The organism is Pseudoxanthomonas sp. UC19_8, assembly GCF_042700505.1.
Classification (GTDB): Bacteria; Pseudomonadota; Gammaproteobacteria; order Xanthomonadales; family Xanthomonadaceae; genus Pseudoxanthomonas_A; species Pseudoxanthomonas_A winnipegensis.
Map to the genome: position 1 here is coordinate 28,116 of NZ_CP170559.1, position 18,149 is coordinate 46,264.

General features: G+C 70.5%; 21 protein-coding genes. 19 read left to right on the forward strand and 2 right to left on the reverse strand.

Features of this window, described 5'->3' with window-relative positions:
• Position 1 precedes the first annotated feature (1 nt).
• The 3 genes from ACFJIT_RS00110 to ACFJIT_RS00120 are packed head-to-tail and all read left to right on the forward strand — an operon-like array spanning position 2 to position 3,944.
• The gene (locus ACFJIT_RS00110; RefSeq protein ID WP_130516288.1) at positions 2–193 is read left to right on the forward strand and encodes a DUF2934 domain-containing protein; all 192 of its coding nucleotides are present in this window, start codon (positions 2–4) and stop codon (positions 191–193) included.
• Positions 190–2,379: a glycogen debranching protein GlgX gene (gene glgX / locus ACFJIT_RS00115; RefSeq protein WP_379654612.1), complete on the forward strand. Its 2,190-nt coding sequence runs from the start codon at positions 190–192 to the stop codon at positions 2,377–2,379. The genes ACFJIT_RS00110 and glgX overlap by 4 nt, the downstream gene beginning before the upstream one ends.
• A gap of 5 nt (positions 2,380–2,384) precedes the next feature.
• Entirely contained in the window at positions 2,385–3,944 is a 1,560-nt protein-coding gene (locus ACFJIT_RS00120) for a cryptochrome/photolyase family protein (protein WP_379654613.1), read from the forward strand.
• 1 nt (position 3,945) lies between these two features.
• On the opposite strand, the gene ACFJIT_RS00125 is transcribed toward ACFJIT_RS00120, so the two are convergent.
• Entirely contained in the window at positions 3,946–4,842 is an 897-nt protein-coding gene (locus ACFJIT_RS00125) for a TIGR01777 family oxidoreductase (RefSeq protein WP_379654614.1), read from the reverse strand.
• Between the two features lie 176 nt (positions 4,843–5,018).
• Between ACFJIT_RS00125 and ACFJIT_RS00130 the strand changes: the two genes are divergently transcribed.
• From ACFJIT_RS00130 to ACFJIT_RS00145, 4 genes are all read left to right on the forward strand, one after another.
• A complete protein-coding gene (locus ACFJIT_RS00130; protein ID WP_379654615.1) occupies positions 5,019–5,741 on the forward strand; it encodes a DUF2242 domain-containing protein in 723 nt (240 codons plus the stop codon).
• A 233-nt stretch (positions 5,742–5,974) separates the two neighbouring features.
• Positions 5,975–6,178 carry a hypothetical protein gene (locus ACFJIT_RS00135; protein ID WP_130516298.1) on the forward strand — a complete coding sequence of 68 codons (204 nt, stop codon included), beginning with the start codon at positions 5,975–5,977 and terminating at the stop codon, positions 6,176–6,178.
• Between the two features lie 298 nt (positions 6,179–6,476).
• A complete protein-coding gene (gene gnd, locus ACFJIT_RS00140; protein ID WP_286575612.1) occupies positions 6,477–7,382 on the forward strand; it encodes a phosphogluconate dehydrogenase (NAD(+)-dependent, decarboxylating) in 906 nt (301 codons plus the stop codon).
• A 164-nt stretch (positions 7,383–7,546) separates the two neighbouring features.
• Entirely contained in the window at positions 7,547–8,356 is an 810-nt protein-coding gene (locus ACFJIT_RS00145) for a lytic transglycosylase domain-containing protein (protein WP_306995351.1), read from the forward strand.
• On the opposite strand, the gene ACFJIT_RS00150 is transcribed toward ACFJIT_RS00145, so the two are convergent.
• Positions 8,340–9,485 carry a PQQ-dependent sugar dehydrogenase gene (locus ACFJIT_RS00150; RefSeq protein ID WP_379654616.1) on the reverse strand — a complete coding sequence of 382 codons (1,146 nt, stop codon included), beginning with the start codon at positions 9,483–9,485 and terminating at the stop codon, positions 8,340–8,342. The genes ACFJIT_RS00145 and ACFJIT_RS00150 overlap by 17 nt on opposite strands.
• Positions 9,486–9,692: 207 nt before the next feature.
• Between ACFJIT_RS00150 and ACFJIT_RS00155 the strand changes: the two genes are divergently transcribed.
• From ACFJIT_RS00155 to ACFJIT_RS00210, 12 genes are all read left to right on the forward strand, one after another.
• Entirely contained in the window at positions 9,693–10,232 is a 540-nt protein-coding gene (locus tag ACFJIT_RS00155) for a hypothetical protein (RefSeq protein WP_130525093.1), read from the forward strand.
• 10 nt (positions 10,233–10,242) lie between these two features.
• Positions 10,243–10,431: a CPXCG motif-containing cysteine-rich protein gene (locus tag ACFJIT_RS00160; protein WP_379654617.1), complete on the forward strand. Its 189-nt coding sequence runs from the start codon at positions 10,243–10,245 to the stop codon at positions 10,429–10,431.
• 54 nt (positions 10,432–10,485) lie between these two features.
• Entirely contained in the window at positions 10,486–10,857 is a 372-nt protein-coding gene (locus ACFJIT_RS00165; RefSeq protein WP_306995357.1) for a hypothetical protein, read from the forward strand.
• Between the two features lie 228 nt (positions 10,858–11,085).
• Positions 11,086–11,418 carry an EF-hand domain-containing protein gene (locus ACFJIT_RS00170; RefSeq protein ID WP_379654618.1) on the forward strand — a complete coding sequence of 111 codons (333 nt, stop codon included), beginning with the start codon at positions 11,086–11,088 and terminating at the stop codon, positions 11,416–11,418.
• Between the two features lie 199 nt (positions 11,419–11,617).
• The gene (locus ACFJIT_RS00175; protein WP_130516314.1) at positions 11,618–11,878 is read left to right on the forward strand and encodes a hypothetical protein; all 261 of its coding nucleotides are present in this window, start codon (positions 11,618–11,620) and stop codon (positions 11,876–11,878) included.
• 132 nt (positions 11,879–12,010) lie between these two features.
• A complete protein-coding gene (locus ACFJIT_RS00180; RefSeq protein WP_130516316.1) occupies positions 12,011–12,736 on the forward strand; it encodes an HAD family hydrolase in 726 nt (241 codons plus the stop codon).
• The gene (locus tag ACFJIT_RS00185; protein ID WP_379654619.1) at positions 12,733–13,194 is read left to right on the forward strand and encodes a hypothetical protein; all 462 of its coding nucleotides are present in this window, start codon (positions 12,733–12,735) and stop codon (positions 13,192–13,194) included. The genes ACFJIT_RS00180 and ACFJIT_RS00185 overlap by 4 nt, the downstream gene beginning before the upstream one ends.
• A gap of 49 nt (positions 13,195–13,243) precedes the next feature.
• A complete protein-coding gene (gene dusA / locus ACFJIT_RS00190) occupies positions 13,244–14,260 on the forward strand; it encodes a tRNA dihydrouridine(20/20a) synthase DusA (protein ID WP_379654620.1) in 1,017 nt (338 codons plus the stop codon).
• A gap of 13 nt (positions 14,261–14,273) precedes the next feature.
• On the forward strand, positions 14,274–15,185 hold the full coding sequence (locus ACFJIT_RS00195) for an arginine deiminase-related protein (RefSeq protein WP_379654621.1): 912 nt from the start codon (positions 14,274–14,276) through the stop codon (positions 15,183–15,185).
• A 147-nt stretch (positions 15,186–15,332) separates the two neighbouring features.
• Positions 15,333–15,704 carry a PepSY domain-containing protein gene (locus ACFJIT_RS00200; protein ID WP_379654622.1) on the forward strand — a complete coding sequence of 124 codons (372 nt, stop codon included), beginning with the start codon at positions 15,333–15,335 and terminating at the stop codon, positions 15,702–15,704.
• Between the two features lie 75 nt (positions 15,705–15,779).
• Complete coding sequence (locus tag ACFJIT_RS00205; RefSeq protein WP_130516330.1) at positions 15,780–16,463, forward strand: response regulator transcription factor; 684 nt, start codon at positions 15,780–15,782, stop codon at positions 16,461–16,463.
• Positions 16,463–17,923, forward strand: coding sequence for a sensor histidine kinase (locus ACFJIT_RS00210; protein ID WP_130525069.1), 1,461 nt, complete (start codon positions 16,463–16,465; stop codon positions 17,921–17,923). Before ACFJIT_RS00205 ends, ACFJIT_RS00210 begins: the two co-directional genes overlap by 1 nt.
• Positions 17,924–18,149 lie beyond the last annotated feature (226 nt).

Sequence of the window (18,149 nt, forward strand, 5' to 3'; positions counted from 1 at the left end):
CATGGACCCCAATGCCCGCAGGCTCCGTATCGAACAGCTGGCTCACGAGATCTGGGAAGCCGAGGGTCGCCCCGACGGCCAGTCCGCGCGACACTGGGCCATGGCCGAACGCCTGGCCGATGCCGAATCGCGCGTGGCCGAGCAGAGCGGCTCGACCCTGACGCCCCGATCCGAGGACGCTGACACGCCGTGACCCTCGCGCCCCCCCGCACCCGGCCGGCCCGCGCCCAGGACAAGCGTCGCCCGGTCCGCCGCTCGCGCATCCGCGAGGGCCGGCCCTTCCCGCTGGGGGCCACCTGGGACGGGCTGGGCGTGAACTTCGCCCTGTATTCGGCCAACGCCACGCGCGTGGAGCTGTGCCTGTTCGACGAGCGCGGGCGCGAGGCCGAGCGCATCGTGCTGCCCGAATACACCGACGAGATTTGGCACGGCTACCTGCCCGACGCGCGGCCCGGCCAGCTCTACGGCTATCGCGTGCACGGACCCTACGCGCCCGACGCCGGCCATCGCTTCAACCCGTACAAGCTGCTGCTGGACCCGTACGCCAAGCAGATCGTGGGCGAGCCCAAGTGGGCGCCGCACCTGTTCGGCTACACGGTGGGCCACAAGGACAAGGACCTGTCCTTCGACCGCCGCGACAGCGCCGGCTACATGCCCAAGTGCGCGGTGATCGATCCGGCCTTCACCTGGGGCAACGACAAGCGCCTGCTCACGCCCTGGCAGCGCACGGTGATCTACGAGGCCCATATCCGTGGCCTGAGCATGACCCACCCGGGCGTGGACGAGAATCTGCGCGGCACCTTCTCGGCGCTGAAGAACGACGAGCTGGTCGAGTACATTCAGGGCCTGGGCGTGACCGCGGTCGAACTGCTGCCCGTCCACGCCTTCGCCGACGACCAGCACCTGCTCGAGCAGGACCTGTCCAACTATTGGGGCTACAACACGCTGGGCTTCTTCGCCCCGCACTCGCGCTACATGGCCACCGGCTCGGTGCACGAGTTCAAGCAGATGGTCGCGCGCCTGCATCACGCCGGGCTGGAGGTGCTGCTGGATGTGGTCTACAACCACACCGCCGAAGGCAACCAGATGGGGCCGACGCTGTCGTTCAAGGGCATCGACAACGCCAGCTACTACCGCCTGGCCGACGACCGCCGCTACTACATCAACGACACCGGCACCGGGAACACCTTCGACCTGACCAACGCCGGCGCGCTGCGCATGGTGATGGATTCGCTGCGCTACTGGGTCGCCGAGATGCACGTGGACGGCTTCCGCTTCGACCTGGCCACGATTTTGGGGCGCGAGCGACACGGCTTCGACCCTTCCAGCGGCTTCCTCGCCGCGTGCCGGCAGGATCCGCTGCTGAGCCAGGTCAAGCTGATCGCCGAGCCCTGGGACGTCGGCCCCGGCGGCTACCAGGTCGGCGGCTTCCCGCCGGGCTGGGTGGAGTGGAACGACAAGTTCCGCGACAACGTGCGCGCGTTCTGGCGCGGCGACGAAGGCAAGCTTTCCGAGCTGGCCACGCGCCTGACCGGCAGCGCCGACCTGTTCAACCGCCGCGGCCGCCGGCCCGGCGCCTCGGTGAACTTCGTCACCGCCCACGACGGCTTCACCCTGCGCGACCTGGTCAGCTACAACGAGAAGCACAACGAAGCCAACGGCGAGGACAACCGCGACGGCACCGACAACAACCTGTCGTGCAACTACGGCGTCGAGGGACCCACCGACGACGCGCAGATCAACGCGGTGCGCGCGCGCCAGCAGCGCAACCTGCTGGCGACGCTGCTGCTGTCGCAGGGCACGCCGATGCTGCAGGCCGGCGATGAGTTCGGCCGCACCCAGGGAGGCAACAACAACGCCTACTGCCAGGACAACGCGATCAGCTGGCTGGACTGGGCGGCCGCAACCTCTCCGGATGGCGCGGAGCTGACCCGCTTCGTGCAGCGCCTGACCGCGCTGCGCCGGCGCTATCCGCTGCTGCACCGCGCGCGTTTCTTCGACGGCAAGTTCGACGAGGAGCTGGGCATCAAGGACGTGACCTGGATGTCCCCGGACGGCACCGAGATGGCCGAGGAGGACTGGCACAACCCGCAGGCGCGTGCGTTGATGATGCGCCTGGACGGCCGCGCGCCGGCCAGCGGCCTGCGTCAGGTGGCGGCCAACGTGACCCTGCTGATGCTGCTCAACGCCAACCCCGAGGACGTGGTGTTCCATCTGCCCACGGTCGAGGGCGAGCACTGGCGCGTGCAGATCGACACCAGCGGCCGCAGCAACGCGCGCGCGGTGCCGGCCGGCGCGGCCTGGACCGCGCTGGGCCGCTCGCTTGCGCTGATGGCGGTCGAACAGGACAGCGCCGCCGCCGCCGAGCGCGCGGACTGAAGCCTGTGAGCGCGAGCCCTGGCCTGCGCCATCTGGTGGTGGTGCTGGGCGACCAGCTCGACCCCGACTCGGCCGCGCTGCACGACTTCGACCCGGACCGCGACGCGGTGTGGATGGCCGAAGTGGCGCACGAGGCCTCGCATGTGTGGAGCACCCAGCCGCGCATCGCGCTGTTCCTGGCGGCCATGCGCCACTTCCGCGATGCGCTGCGGGCGCGCGGCTGGCGCGTCGAATACCGCGCGCTGGACCGCCACGACTTCGCCACGCTCGAAGAGGCGCTGGCGCACGACCTGGCCGCGCTGCGGCCGGAGAAGGTCGTCGCCGTCAGGCCGGGCGAATGGCGCCTGGCGCAGTCGCTGCCGCGGGTGGTGGCCGAGGCCGGCCTCGGCTGGAGCGAGCGGCCGGACCTGCATTTCTTCTGCGATCCGGCCGACTTCGCCGACTGGGCGCGCGGCCGGCGCGAGCTGCGCATGGAGCACTTCTACCGCTGGATCCGCCGCCGCGAGCAGGTGCTGATGGACGGCGCGCAGCCGGTGGCCGGGCGCTGGAACTTCGACGCGGACAACCGCAAGTCCTTCGGCAAGGCCGGGCCGCCGCCGCTGCCGGCGCCGCCCGCCTTCCCGCCCGATGCGGTGACCGGCGAGGTGATCGCGCTGGTGCGCGCGCGCTTCGGCGACCGGCCCGGCGACCTGTCGCGCTTCGACTGGCCGCTCACCCCGGCGCAGGCGCGGCAGGCGCTGGACGACTTCGTCGCGCTGCGCCTGCCGCAGTTCGGCCGCTACCAGGATGCGATGTGGACCGATCAGCCGTGGCTGTTCCATGCGCTGCTGTCGGCGGCGATGAACCTCAAGCTGCTCTCCCCACGCGTGGTGGTCGAGGCGGCGGTGCGCGCCTGGCGCGACGGCCATGCGCCGATCGAGGCGGTGGAAGGCTTCGTGCGCCAGGTGATCGGATGGCGCGAGTTCGTGCGCGGGGTGTACTGGCTGCGCATGCCGGCTTTCGCCCAGGACAACGCGCTGGACGCGCGGCAGCCGCTGCCGGCCTTCTATTGGGACGGGCGAACGCACATGGTGTGCATGCGCCAGACGCTGCAGCAGACCCTGCAGCTGGGCTATGCCCATCACATCCAGCGGCTGATGGTGACCGGTGCGTTCGCGCTCATGCTCGGCGTCGCGCCTGCGCAGATCCACGCCTGGTATCTGGCGGTCTATGTCGATGCGGTCGAATGGGTGGAGCTGCCCAATACGCTGGGCATGAGCCAGTTCGCCGATGGCGGACGCATGGTGTCCAAGCCCTATGCCGCCTCGGGCCGTTACATCCAGCGCATGTCCAACTACTGCCAGGGCTGCCGCTACGACCCGGGCGCGGCCAGCGGCGAGGATGCCTGTCCGTTCACCACCTTGTACTGGGACTTCCTGCTGCGCCACGCGCGGCGCTTCGCCGACCATCCCCGTGCGGCGCTGCAATGGCGCAGCCTGGAGCGGCTGGACGGGGACCAGCGCGCCGCCATCGCCGCACGCGCCGCGCAACTGCGCGCGCTGCTGACGCCCGCGGCGGAGGGCTGACTCAGGCCTCGCGCTCCAGGCTGCGCGCCAGCGCGTCGTCGAGGGTGGGATAGAGGAACTGGAAGCCCTGGCCCTGGGCGCGGGCCGGGATCACGCGCTGACCGTCTATCAGCATCTGGCCCATTTCGCCGAACGCCGCCTTCAGTGCGAAGCCGGGGGTGGGCAGCAGGGTGGGGCGGTGCAAGGCGCGGCCCAGCGCGGCGGCGAAGTCGCGCTGCCGCACCGGTTCGGGCGCGGTGCCGTTGACCGGGCCCTCCAGCGTGTCCTGTTCGATCAGCCACACGATCAGGCGCACCAGGTCCTCGCGCTGGATCCAGCTGAACCACTGCTCGCCGCTGCCGATCGGCCCGCCCAGGCCCAGCCGGTACGGCGTCAGCAGCTGCTGCAGTGCGCCGCCGCCGCCGTCCAGGACCACGCCGGTGCGCAGGCAGACCGTACGCACGCCGAGCTGCTGGGCCGGCCAGGCCGCGGCCTCCCAGTCGGCCGCCAGGTGCGCGCCGAAATCCTCGCCAGGCGGGTCGGTTTCGGTCAGCGGGGTGTCGTCGCGCGGCCCGTAGTAGCCGATGGCCGAGCCGGAGACCAGCACCGCCGGGCGCACGGTCAGGCCCTGCATCCAAGCCAGCAGCGCCTCGGTGGTACGCAGGCGCGATTCGCGCAGCTGCTGCTTGTAGCGCTCGGTCCAGCGCTGCCCGGCCAGCGGCGCGCCGGCCAGGTTGATCACCGCATCGGCGCCGCCGGCGCCTTCGATGTCGGCCAGCAGGCGCACGCCCTGCGGCAGCACCTCGGCCGCCGCCTGCAGGTCGCGCGAGACCACGCTGACCTGCCAGCCGCGGGCCAGCAGCGCCGGGCACAGGGCCTGGCCGATGAAGCCGCTGCCGCCGGTGATCAGCACCTGCATGGGGATGCCTCCTGTCCAGATCTGCCGGCAGGGTAGGTGGCGTCTCGTGATGGCGCCGTGCGACGCGCGCGCCCGGGCCGAACGCCGACTGAGCGGGTCGCAGGGAGGGATGAAACCGATTTCGCGCGTCGGGGTTATCCTTCAAGGGTTTCCATCAGCACGTCCGGCCGGTCCCCATGCCCAATCGCCTGTTCTCCCTCGTCCCTCTGACCGCTGTCCTGCTGCTGGCCGGCTGCGGCCATATGCCGTTCGAGAAGAAGGGCGAGATGCTGGCCAAGGAGAACTTCGATTCGGACGGCACCTACTCGCGCACCTTCGACCGCTCGCCCGAGCAGGTCTGTGAGGCCTCGCGTCGCGCGCTGCTGAGCCAGGGCTACGTGGTCAGCCGCTCGGACGCCTCCACGGTGGAGGCCAACAAGAACTTCCAGCCCGAGCCGGAAGTGCACGAACAGGTCGCCATCCGCGTCTCGTGCGTGGCCCAGGCCTCGGGCGAGTCGTGGGTGTTCGCCAGCGCCACCCAGGACCGCTACAACCTGCGCAAGTCCAATACCTCGGCCAGCGTGGGCACCGCGCTGGGCTCGCTGTCGCTGCCCTTCGGCAGCACCGACGACTCGCTGGTGCGCGTGGCCAGCCTGACCGTGCAGCAGCCCACCTTCTACCGCTCGTTCTTCGCCCTGGTCGAGCGCTACCTGCCGCCCCCGCCGCCGAAGAAGCCCAAGCCCGACGCCGCGGCCAAGCCGGCCGAGACCCCGCCGCCGGCCCCGCAGCCCCTGCAGCCGCAGCCGGTGGGCGAGTCCATCCCGGTCCCGGCGAGCGAGGCCAAGCCGGCCGACGGCACCCTGGTGCCGCAGTCGACGGCGCCGGCCACGACGCCCTCGCAGGCGCCCGACGCGCTCTGACCGCGCCGGCTGCGTGGGTCGACCGGCCAGGCCGCCTTCGGGCGGCCTTTGTCGTTTCAGGCCGTGTCCTGTGGCGTCCGACTGGGGGAAGACGCTGGGCCGTCACGAGATTGTGGGCTCGGTGTCCCGGTTGCCCGGATCTTGCCGCGCCGCACCTGGGTCATGCAGCCGATCTTCATCCGGGCGGGCCTAGGCTCGTGCCTCACATCGACAGCCTCGGGAGGGACGACACGATGGACACCCGCTATTTCGTCACGCAGGACAGCACCGGCGAGCGCCGCCGCGTGCGCATTCTCCCTGCGCCAGCCGGCGGCACCGACGCCGGCCATCCGCACGACCGCTACGCGCTGGACGACGGCTCGCCAGTGCGGCGCGTGGACAACGAGACCTTCCAGGTCATCGGCAGCGGCGCCTACGTCACGCTGGTGCGCGACTGACATCAGGTCCGGGCGCTACTGAGGCTCCTCCCCTTTTCGCGCAGCGAAGGGGGAGGTTGGGAGGGGGGGCTTTTGCTTTTGCCTTCCGAAGAGCACCCCTCCCCAGCCCTCCCCTTGGCCTGCGGCCAAAGGGAGGGGGCAGATCGACGCCACGCACGCCACGCCGCGCCACCTTCCGCCCGCCACTGCAACGATGCGGTGCGGGCCCTGCCATCGTCCGCATACCCGCCGCTCACGGAGGCGACCTATCCTTGTCGACTTCGCGCATACGCGCCTGGCATCGAAAGAGGACACGCTGATGGAACTGGGTATGGTCGGACTGGGCAGGATGGGGGCCAACATGGCGCAGCGGCTGGCGCAGGGCGGCCATACGGTCAGCGGCTTCGATCCATCGCCCGAGGCGCGCCAGCGCGTCGCCGCCCAGGGCATCACCCCGGCCGAGTCGCTCCAGGCGCTGGTCGCCGGCCTGTCCGCGCCGCGCGTGGTCTGGCTGATGGTGCCGGCCGGCAAGATCGTCGACGACACCCTGGACACGCTGCTGCCGCTGCTGGCCAAGGGCGACATCGTCATCGACGGCGGCAACTCGTTCTACCAGGACACCCTGCGCCGCGCCCAGCGCCTGCAGGAGGCCGGCCTGCACTACGTCGACTGCGGCACCAGCGGCGGCGTGTGGGGCCTGACCGAGGGCTACAGCATGATGGTCGGCGGCGCCGACGACGCGCTGGCCCTGCTCAAGCCGATCTTCGAGACGCTTGCGCCGTCGCCGACCACCGGCTGGGGCCATGTCGGCCCGACCGGCGCCGGCCACTTCACCAAGATGGTCCACAACGGTGTCGAGTACGGGATGATGCAGGCCTATGCCGAGGGCTTCGCCATCCTCGAGCGCAAGGCCGATTTCAAACTCGATCTGCACCAGGTCGCGCAGATCTGGCAGACCGGCTCGGTGGTGCGCTCCTGGCTACTGGACCTGACCGCCGATGCGCTGAAGCAGAACCCGACCATGGCCGGCATCGCGCCCTACGTGGAGGACTCCGGCGAGGGCCGCTGGACCGCCAAGGAGGCGCTGGACCTGGACGTGTCCGCGCCGGTGATCACCCTGTCCCTGCTCGAGCGCCTGCGCTCGCGCGAGAAGGACTCCTTCGCCGACAAGCTGCTGGCGGCGATGCGCAACGGCTTCGGCGGGCATCGCATCACCAAGGAGTAAGCGCGGTTCGAGCCCGGGGTTCCCGCTTCCCGCGGGAACCGGGAGGTGTCCCCAGAGAAGCCCCCAACGCGCTGGGTTCCCGCGTTCGCGGGAAAGACGGCTGGGGCAGGCCGACGCCCCGGCCAACACGCACCGCTGACGCGCACTGGCCATACTCGCGCGCCATGCGCGCGCTCGCCCTGCTCCTGCTGTGCCTGATCGTCTCGCCGCCGGCGCTGGCGCGCACGGTCTATCGCTGCGTGCGCGAGGGTACGCTGAGCCTGTCCACCGCGCCTGAGCCGGGCTCCAGGTGCGAGGCGGTGCAACTGGACGACAACGCCGTGCAGACGCCGGACCTGTGGGGGCGCATGGGCGTCTTCAGCGGCACCCTGTACGAGCGCGAGCAGGACGGGGTCAAGGTCTACGGCACGCGCAAGCTGCCCGGTGCGGTGCCGTACCTACGCTTCACCGTGGCCACGCCGCCGGGCGAGCCGGCGCACGCCGGCCTGGGCCAGGTCGGCACGCCCAGGCTGGATGCCTGGCCCAAGCTGTTCGCCGCCGCGGCCAGGCGCAATCAGGTCGAGGATGCGCTGCTGCGCGCCATCGCCCATGCCGAAAGCGGCTTCGATGCCGCCGCGGTGTCGCCCAAGGGCGCACAGGGCGTGATGCAGCTGCTGCCGGGCACCCAGCGCGATTATGGGGTGGCCGATCCGTTCTCGCCCGAGCAGTCCATCGCCGCCGGCGCGCGTCACCTGCGCTGGCTGCTGCGCCGCTACGACGGCGACCGCACACGCGCGCTGGCCGCCTACAACGCCGGCGTCGGTGCGGTGGAACGCTACGACGGCGTGCCGCCTTACGCGGAGACGCGCGCCTATGTCGACAAGGTCGAGGCGCTGCTGGCGCGCTATCGGCAGGCGCTGGGCACCGCGCCGCTGCGCCCGGCCGACGCGGTGCCGCGGCCCGCGCCTGCCGCCGGGCTCACGCCTTCGGGGTGAGCCTGATCAGGTGTCCGGCGCCGGCGTCCTCGCCGTCTTCCAGCAGGTACAAGGCGCCGTCCGGCCCCTGCTCGATCTCACGGATGCGCTGGCCCATGTCATAGCGCGCGGCCTCGCGCGCCTGCGTGCCGTTGAACTCCACCCGCACCAGCGCCTGCGAGGAGAGCCCGCCGATGAAACCGTCGCCCTTCCAGTCCGGGAACAGGCGGCCCGAATAGATCACGAAGCCCGCCGGCGAGATCACCGGCGTCCAGGTGATCTTGGGCGCGGCGAACTCCGGGCGCGTGGCGTGGTCCGGGATCGGGCGCCCGTCGTAGTGGTCGCCGTTGGAGACGATCGGATAGCCGTAGTTGGCGCCGCGCTCGACCAAGTTGAGCTCGTCGCCGCCCTTGGGCCCCATCTCGTGCTCCCACAGCCGGCCCTGCGCGTCGAAGGCCAGGCCCAGGATGTTGCGGTGGCCCAGCGACCAGACCTGCGCGGCCACGCCGCCCTGGGCGGCGAAGGGATTGTCCGGCGGCACGCTGCCGTCGTCGTTGAGCCGGATGATCTTGCCCAGGTTGCTGGCCATGTCCTGGGCCGGGTCGAACTTCTGCCGTTCGCTGGAGCTGATCCACAGCTTGCCGTCGCGGTCGAACGCCAGCCGGTGCCCGTAATGCCCCTGGCCGCTGACCTTGGGCACCTGGCGCCAGATCACCTGCAGGTCCTGCAGCGCACCGCCGCCGGCCGCGTCTAGCACCAGCTTGGCGCGCGCGACCGCGGCGCCGCGGGTGTCGCCTTCGCCGGCCTCCGCATAGCTCAGATACACCCAGTGGTTCTGCGCGAACTGCGGGTGCGGCAGCACGTCGCCGAACCCGCCCTGGCCGCCATAAGCGACCTCGGGCACGCCGGAAATCCGGGTGGCCTTGCCGGTCTTGAAGTCGAACAGCTGCAGCTGGCCGCGCTTCTCGGTCACCAGCAGGCGACCATCCGGCAGGAAGGCCATTGCCCAGGGCTCGTCGAAGCGGTGCACCGGCGTGGCGGTGAAGGGCAGGGCGCCGGAGGCCGCCTCGGGCGCGGCCGCGCCGCTGCAGGCGGCCACCGCCAGCAGGGTGGGCAGCAGGGCCAGGCGCAGACGATGGGGAAGCGGCATGGCGCGAAGCTCTCGAAGTGCGCTGAGGCGCGGAATCGCGGTTGTAACCGCTGGCCGGCGCGCAGTTGTTCAGGCCGCGTCAGGCTGACCGGTTCGTCACCGGCGCCGTCGCGCCAGCCGCCCACGCGCAAGAAGTGACACTTGGCATCTTGCGCGGCAGGTCCCCGGGTTCCACGCTGCGTCCTGCCCTCGCCAGGAATCTCGCCCATGCCCGCCCACGCCGTGTCGCCGCTGACGCCGTACCTGCCCATGGTGGCGATCGCCTTCCTGTACTACCGGCGCATCCGCCGCAGCTTCGGGCGCCAGCCCTGGCGACCGGTGCGCGCGGGGATCCGCCTGGGGATGCTGGCGCTGGTCACGGTGCTGCTGATCGTGCTGGGTTTCCTGATTCCGCACGTGGCGCCGGGGCTGGTGCTGGGCGCCCTGGCCGGCGCCGGGCTGGGCCTGCTGGCGCTGCGGCACACGCACAGCGAATGGCGCGACGGGCAGGGTTGGTACACGCCCAATCCCTGGATCGGCGCGCTGCTGATGGTCCTGCTGCTGGGGCGGCTGGCGTTTCGCTGGGCCAGCGGCGCCTTCGCCGGCGGCGCCGCCATGGCCGGCTCGCAGGCCAGTCCGTTGACGCTGGGCATGGCCGCGGCGCTGGTGATGTACTCGCTGGTGCACGTGGGCGGGCTGTGGCTGCGCATGCGCACGCTGCGTGAGCATGCGCCGGTCGCCCCACCACCGCCGCCCACCGTGTCCTGAGCCACGCCAGATGCTCGACTTCCAGCTGATCCACTGCCCGTACTGCGGCGAGCCCTTGGAGATCGCCGTGGACGCCTCGGCCGGCGATGCCGACTACATCGAGGACTGCCAGGTGTGCTGCCGCCCGATCGCCATCGCCCTGCGCCTGGACGAAGCAGGCGATGCGCAGATCGCCGCGCGCGCGGAGAACGACGCCTGACCGGCCGCCTGGCGCTGCTACAGTGACTCCAGTCCCGTACCGCGTCCCCACCCCATGAATCTGCCGCTGCATTTCGGCCTGCTTGGCGCCCTGGAAGCCGGTGCCATTGCTTTCGTCATCGGCCTGCTGGTGTACGCGGTCTGGCATGCCATCGCTGCGCGCACCGGGCTGCACCATTCTCACGCCATCGGCTGGAGCTGCGTGATCGCCGTGGCGATCGGCGCGGGCATCGACGCCTGGCATCTGTTCTCGCTGGGCGTGGTCAAGCTGGAGTCCCCGGTGTACGCGCGCTTGGCCCTGCAGCGCATCCACGATCCCGACGCGCTGGGGACGCGTGTGGCCCTGGAGGCCATCGGGGCGGTGGTCGGCGTGGTGCTGTCGCGCCTGGGATTCAGCGCGCGTTCCTCGGCGCGCAACGCCGCTTGAGCCGCGTCGAGGCGCACAGCGCGCGGACTCGGTCACGCGATCAACGCCAGCCTGACGTTATGCCCACGCTTCGCTAACGACGGGCCTAACGCTGATCGCGGCGTGGCGGGTTAACGGCGCGTTGGTCGTGGGTTCGTCGCACCGGTGGAGTTCATGCCGTCCCGCGCAGGGTGTGCGCCATGTGCCGTGCTACGGCGCATGTCTCCGATGCAAAAGAGGTGCCCGTGCATGAAGCGTCTTCGATTCCACGCGTTCCCGCTGGTGCTGCTGTCCAGCAGCGTCCTGGTCGCGCCTGCATTGGCGCAGTCGCAGCAGCCCACACCGGCGCCGGCCGCCGCCGCATCTCCGGCACCTGACCAGCGCCAGCAGCGTTGGGACGATCTGGATGCCAACCATGATGGCTCCATCAGCAAGGCCGAGGCGGCCGGCAACGCCGGACTGTCGCAGGTGTTCGACCAGGTCGATGCCAATGCCGATGGCGCCGTGTCGCTGGACGAGTACAAAGCCTTCGTGACCCAGCACTACGGGCCCGGCGCCGGCGAACCGACTCCTGGCCGATAAGCGGACCCATCGTCCAGGCCCTGCCGGGCGAGAATCCGCACGCTGTCGCGTTTTCCGCTTGACCGCGGCGTGAAGACGGCGTTTCATGCGCGAGAGGCGCCGCCTTCACGGGTGCCTGGTCGCACCTTACCTGTTCTGCCCACCCCCTCGCGTCCGCGCGGCATCCGCGCACGGCGTCCCGCACCCAAGGAGTTTTCTGATGAAGATCCGCAACACGCTGCTGGCCTCGGCCGCCCTGGCCGCCACCCTCGCCCTGACCGCCTGCGGCCCGAAGGCCGACGAAACCGCCCCGGCGGCCTCGACTCCGGTCGAATCCACCGCCCCGGCCGAGACCACCACCCCGCCGGTCGAGTCGACCGCCCCGGCCGAGACTTCGGCTCCGGCCGAGACCACCATGCCCGCCGAGACCACCGCCCCGGCCGAGACGACCACGCCGCCGGAGAGCAAGCCGGCTGCCTGATCCCAGGCGACCGCAAGTCCGGCCGGCATCTCGTCGGCCGGGCCCAGGCGAACAGAACGGGCGACCCTTGCGGGTCGCCCGTTTTGCTTGGGCATCGCTATCCTGTGCAGCTCACGTCTCACAGGAGTGGCCATGCCACGGATCGACTGGGTCGGCTTCGACGGCGACGACACGCTGTGGAAGAGCGAGGACTACTACCGCGCGGCCGAGGCCGCGTTCGAGCAGATCATCGGCCACTACATCGACCTGGGCGACCGCCGTACCCAGCAGCATCTGCTGGCGGTCGAGCGGCGCAATCTGCGCGTGTTCGGCTACGGCGTCAAAGGCATGACCCTGTCGATGATCGAGGCGGCCATCGAGCTGACCGCACAGCGCATCAGCACCCAGCACGTGCAGGACATCATCGCCATCGGTCGGGCCACGCTGGATCATCCGGTGGAACTGATCGACGGCATCCGTCCGGCCGTGGAAGCCATCGCCGCGCGCCACCGCATCGTGCTGATCACCAAGGGCGACCTGTTCCATCAGGAAGCCAAGATCGTCAAGTGCGGGCTGTCGGACCTGTTCCACCGCATCGAGGTGGTGTCGGAGAAGGACACGCCCACCTACCAGCGCGTGCTCGACGAACTGGACGTGCGGCCCGAGCGCTTCGCCATGATCGGCAACTCGCTGCGCTCGGATATCGCGCCGGTGGTGGGCCTGGGCGGCTGGGGCATCCACATGCCGTATCACGTGACCTGGGCGCACGAGGCCGAGCACGACCTGGCCGAAAACACCCCGCGCCTGCTCCAGGTGCAGGACGCGCGCGAACTGCCCGGCGCGCTGGCCCGGATCGAGTCCGGCCTCGAAGCGCCATGAACTGGCGCGCGCTGGTCTGCGCGGCTGCCCTGCTGGCGGTGGCGGCCGTGCCTGCGACGGCGCAGCAGGCCGCTTCCCCGTCGACGCCGGCCTACGCCCCGGACACCGGCGATGCCTGGATCGATGCGCGGCTGCGCGACCTGGGCGCCTACGCGCCGCGCTATCCCGACGCCTTCGTCGACGAGATCGCGCGCTACCTGGATGCGCCGCGTGCCTACGTCGTCGCACTGGGGCAGCAGCCCAACTGGGCGCCCGGCGACGTGTACTACGCCTGCGCCCTGGCCAAGGCGCTGGCCCAGCCCTGCCGCACCGTGGTGCGCGCCCGCACCCAGGACGACAGCGACGGCTGGCAGGGCGTCGCCCAGCGCCTGACCGGCAAGGGCAAGCCGATCCCCTATCGCACCGTGCGCACGCTGCTGCGCACCAGCTACGCACACTGGGCCCGGCCGCTGGACTGAGCGGCGCAAGTCTGGCCGCTCACGTCGATAGCCTAGAATTGCAGGCGAAATGAACGCGCCCACCACGCCTCCGCAGGATCACGCCGCGACTGTCGCCCCCAAGCTGTCCGTAGCGCCCATGATGGACTGGACCGACCGCCATTGTCGGGCGTTCCATCGGGTGCTGGCGCCGGGCGCCTTGCTCTATACCGAGATGGTCCATGCCAATGCGGTGCTGCAGGGCGATCGGGAGCGGCTGCTCGGCTATGACGCCTCCGAGCATCCGGTGGCGCTGCAGCTGGGCGGCAGCGAGCCCGAGCGGCTGGCCGCGGCCGCGCGCATCGGGCAGGACTACGGCTACGACGAGGTCAACCTCAATGTCGGCTGTCCCTCCGACCGGGTGCAGGCCGGGCGCTTCGGTGCCTGCCTGATGAAGGAGCCGGCGCTGGTGGCCGAGTGCATCGCCGCCATGCGCACGGCGGTGTCGATCCCGGTCACGGTCAAGTGCCGGCTGGGCGTGGACGAGCTGGAGGACTACGCGCACTTCGCCGGCTTCATCGACACGGTCGCCGCGACCGGCTGCGACACCTTCATCGTCCACGCGCGCAAGGCCTGGCTCGATGGCCTGTCGCCCAAGGAGAACCGCGAGATCCCGCCGTTGCGCTACGAGTGGGCCTACCGGCTCAAGCGCGAGCGTCCGCAGCTGACGATCTCGCTCAATGGCGGCATCGCCGACCTGGAGGCGATCGCCATGCACCTGACGCAGGTCGATGCGGTGATGCTGGGGCGCGCGGCCTATCACGATCCCTATCTGCTGCATCGCGCCGATGCGCAGCTGGCCGGCACGCAGGTGCGCCCGCGCGAGGAACTACTGCGCGCGCTGCGTCCCTATGTCGAGGCGGCCCTGGCGCGTGGCGTCGCGCTCAAGCACATCACCCGCCACGTGCTGGGCCTGTATGCCGGCCAGCCGGGCGGGCGCCAGTTCCGCCAGATCCTGAGCGAAGGTGCGCACCGCCCCGGCGCCGATTGGTCGCTGGTCGAACGCGCGCTGGCCGCCACCGGCGCCCCGCTAACCGCCGCCGCCTGAGGCCGGTGCGCCGGTGATCACGCGCGATCCACAGGCCTTCCTCGCTCTGGCGCGCACGCTCGCGCCGGACTGGGGCACCGCCACGGCGCGGGGCGTTTTCCTGGTGTCGCCCGATGGCTTTGCCCGTGCGGAGGAATCGGCCCGCGACAATGTCTACATGGCGAGCGAGGGCTTCGACGCGGCCGCGGCACTGGCCGAGCACCGCGCCCTGCATCAGGCGCTGTCGGCGCAGCTGCCGGTGATCGCCTTCGCCGGCGATGCGGCCACGCCCGATGCGCTGTTTCCCAACAACGTCTTCGCCACCGTGCCGGGCCGCGCGATCATCGGGCGCATGCGTCATCCGGTGCGCCAGCGCGAGGCCGCGCGCGGCGACATCCGGGCCTTCTTCACCGACGTGCTCGGTTATGCGCTGGAAGACCTCTCGATCCAGTCGCATCCGTGCGAGCTGACCGGATCGCTGGTGATCGACCGCGCGCGCGGCCTGGCCATCTGCGGGCTGTCCGAACGCTGCGACGCACAGGGCGCGGCGCTGATGCACGCCGCCTTCGGCCTGCGGGCCACGCTGCTGGTCGACCTGGCGTTGGGCGAGTACCACACCAACGTGGTCCTGGCGCTGCTGGCCGGCCGCGCCGTGCTGGTCAGCCCCGCCGGCTTCGCCGACCCGGCACCGCTGCTGGCGGTGCTGCAGGCGCTGTACGGTCCGCATGTGATCGGGCTGGACGCGGCCGAGCAGCAGGCCTTCGCCGGCAATGCGATCAGCCTGAGGCCCGATTCGGTGTGGATGAGCCGCAGCGCGCACCGGGCGCTGCGCCCGGCGACGCTGGCGGCGCTGGAGGCCGCCGGTCTGGAGCCGCGGTCCGTGCCGCTGCCCGCCATCGAGGCCGCTGGCGGCTCGCTAAGATGCTGTGTGGGCGAGCTTTTCTGATCCGGCCCGGCGCCTGAACGAGTCCGCATCCCCGTTCAGAAAATTCAGAACGGATTCACCGCGGCGCCCCAAGACTGGCCCCTTCCTCGCCACCGGAGTGTCGGTCGCGGTTCATCCCACCGCGCGAATAGCCGTTACGATTCCGTTATGACCAGCTCACGCGCTCTAGATGCCCTTTTAACCGCCGTGCTCCTGCTCGGCGCGACGTCTGTGGCGTGGGCGCAGGTCGATCCGGGCATCGCCCCGGTCCTCCAGCGTGGCCCGGGTGGCCGCCTGGACGCGGCCGACGCGGTGCGCCGCGCCCAGGCCGAGAGCGGCGGGCGTGTGCTGGGTGCCGAGCGCGTGCAGTTCGACGGCCGCGACATCATGCGGGTCAAGGTGATGGACCAGGACGGGCGCGTGCGCTACATGGACAGCGATTCGATGAGCCGGCGCGATACGCGTCGCGGCGATCCTGGTCCGGGACGGGGCGACTTCCCGCCGATGCGTCCACGCGGGCCTAACCCCCCTCGCCCGTAAGCTGAACGGCATGGCGAGCCGTTCAGCTTGCCACCCGATACTCAGCAACGTCCCCATTTCAGTTAGGAAGACTCCATGCGCATTCTGCTGGTCGAAGACGAAGCTCCGCTGCGTGAAACCCTGGCCGCTCGCTTGAAGCGCGAAGGCTTTGCCGTCGATGCCGCGCAGGACGGCGAGGAAGGCCTGTACATGGGCCGCGAGGTGCCGTTCGACGTGGGCATCATCGACCTGGGCCTGCCCAAGATGTCGGGCATGGAGCTGATCAAGGCGCTGCGCGACGAGGGCAAGAAGTTCCCGGTGCTGATCCTGACCGCGCGTTCGAGCTGGCAGGACAAGGTCGAGGGCCTCAAGCAGGGCGCCGACGACTACCTGGTCAAGCCCTTCCACGTCGAGGAGCTGCTCGCCCGCGTCAACGCGCTGCTGCGCCGCGCCGCCGGCTGGAGCAAGCCCACGCTGGAGTGCGGTCCGGTCGCGCTGGACCTGGCCGCGCAAACGGTCAGCGTCAACGGCAGCAATGTCGATCTGACCAGCTACGAGTACAAGGTCCTCGAGTATCTGATGATGCACGCCGGCGAGCTGGTCTCGAAAGCCGACCTGACCGAGCACATCTACCAGCAGGACTTCGACCGCGACTCCAACGTGCTGGAGGTCTTCATCGGCCGCCTGCGCAAGAAGCTAGATCCCGACGGCGCGCTCAAGCCGATCGAAACCGTGCGCGGCCGCGGCTACCGCTTCGCCATCCCGCGCAACGAGGGCTGATGCCCGGGGCCGCGCCTTCCGCGCAGGCCCCGGCGGCAGGGCGCGAACGCATCGTCCGGTGGCGCCCGCGCTCGCTGCGGGCGCGCCAGCTGCTTGCCGCCAGCGTGGGCCTGGTGGCCTTCCTCGCGCTGGCCGGCGTGGCGCTGGACCGCGCCTTCGTCACCACGGCCGAGGACAACCTGCAGCGGCGGCTGGAAGGCTATGCGTATTCGTTCGCCAACAAGGTGGACTTCGCCCGCGACGGGTCGCTGATCAATCCATCGGATGCGGCGACGGTGATCGATCCGCGCTTCGGTCAGCCCGGCAGCGGGCTGTACGCGCAGATCGTGCTGCCCAATCCGGAGGCCGGCTGGGGGTCGGATTCGACCCTGGGCCCGTATCTGCCGCAGGGCAAGATGCTCAAGCCCAACGACAAGGTCTTCGAGGGCCCGCTGGACATGGTCCAGCTGGACGGGCGTGACGGCGCGATCTATCGCTTCGGCCTGGGCACGGTGTGGGCCGCGCGCGGGCCCAAGAGCGAGTTTTCCTATTCGATCTACGTGCTCGAAGACACGCAGGTGCTCGACTCGCAGCTGCAGACCTTCCGCCATGCGCTGTGGGTCTATCTGGGCAGCGCGGGCGTGGTGCTGCTGCTGCTGCAGGGGCTGATCCTCAACTGGAGCCTGCGCCCGCTGCAGCGCGTGATCAACGAGCTCAAGCGGGTCCAGCGCGGTGAAGCCAAGGGCATGACCGAGCACCATCCGCGCGAGCTGGAGCCGCTGACCGAGAGCATCAACGCCTTCATCGATTCCGAGCGCGAGAACCTGGAGCGTCAGCGCAACACGCTGGCCGACCTGGCGCATAGCCTGAAGACCCCGCTGGCGGTGCTGCGCGCGCAGCTCGACGACGGCGTGCACGCCAATGCGCTGCGCGAGGAGCTCAACGTCCAGCTCAAGCGCATGAACGATCTGGTGTCCTATCAGCTGGCGCGCGCGGCCTCCACCGGCCACAAGCTGTTCTCGGCGCCGGTGGACATCGAGCCGCATGCCGACCAGATCGTGCGCGGGCTGGAGAAGGTCTATGCGGCCAAGGGCGTGATCTGCGAGTTCGAGATCGATCCGTCCGCGCGCTTCCACGGCGAAGTGGGCGACCTGCAGGAGCTGATGGGCAATCTGCTGGAGAACGCGTTCAAGTGGGCGCGCTCGCGCGTGCTGCTGACCGTCGCGCCGATCAACTCGGCCGGCAATCGTCGCGCTGGCCTGCTGCTGGCGGTGGACGACGATGGCCCGGGCATCGCCGAGGACAATGTGGCCAACATCCTGCAGCGCGGCGTGCGCGGCGACGAGCGCGTGCAGGGCCACGGCATCGGCCTGTCGATCGTGCAGGACCTGGTGCGCGGCTATCGCGGCGAACTGACCGTCAGCCGATCGCAGGAGCTGGGCGGCGCGCGGTTCGAGGTGAAGCTGCCTGAGGGGCTGTGAGTCGGCTTCAGATGCGCAGGTAGCGTGGGAAATAACGTCCTTCTTCGACTTTGACCCTCCTTGTTCGCCGCCGAGCAGGCGCCGGAGTTGGACATCAGGAGCCGCGGGCAACTTCCTACCGTCGCGAAAGCGGGAACCCATGGACCTTGCGCGACCTGGACGGACGTCCATGGGTCCCCGCGTTCGCGGGGATGACGGGTTTTTGCTGTGCTACCGCTCTCGACGC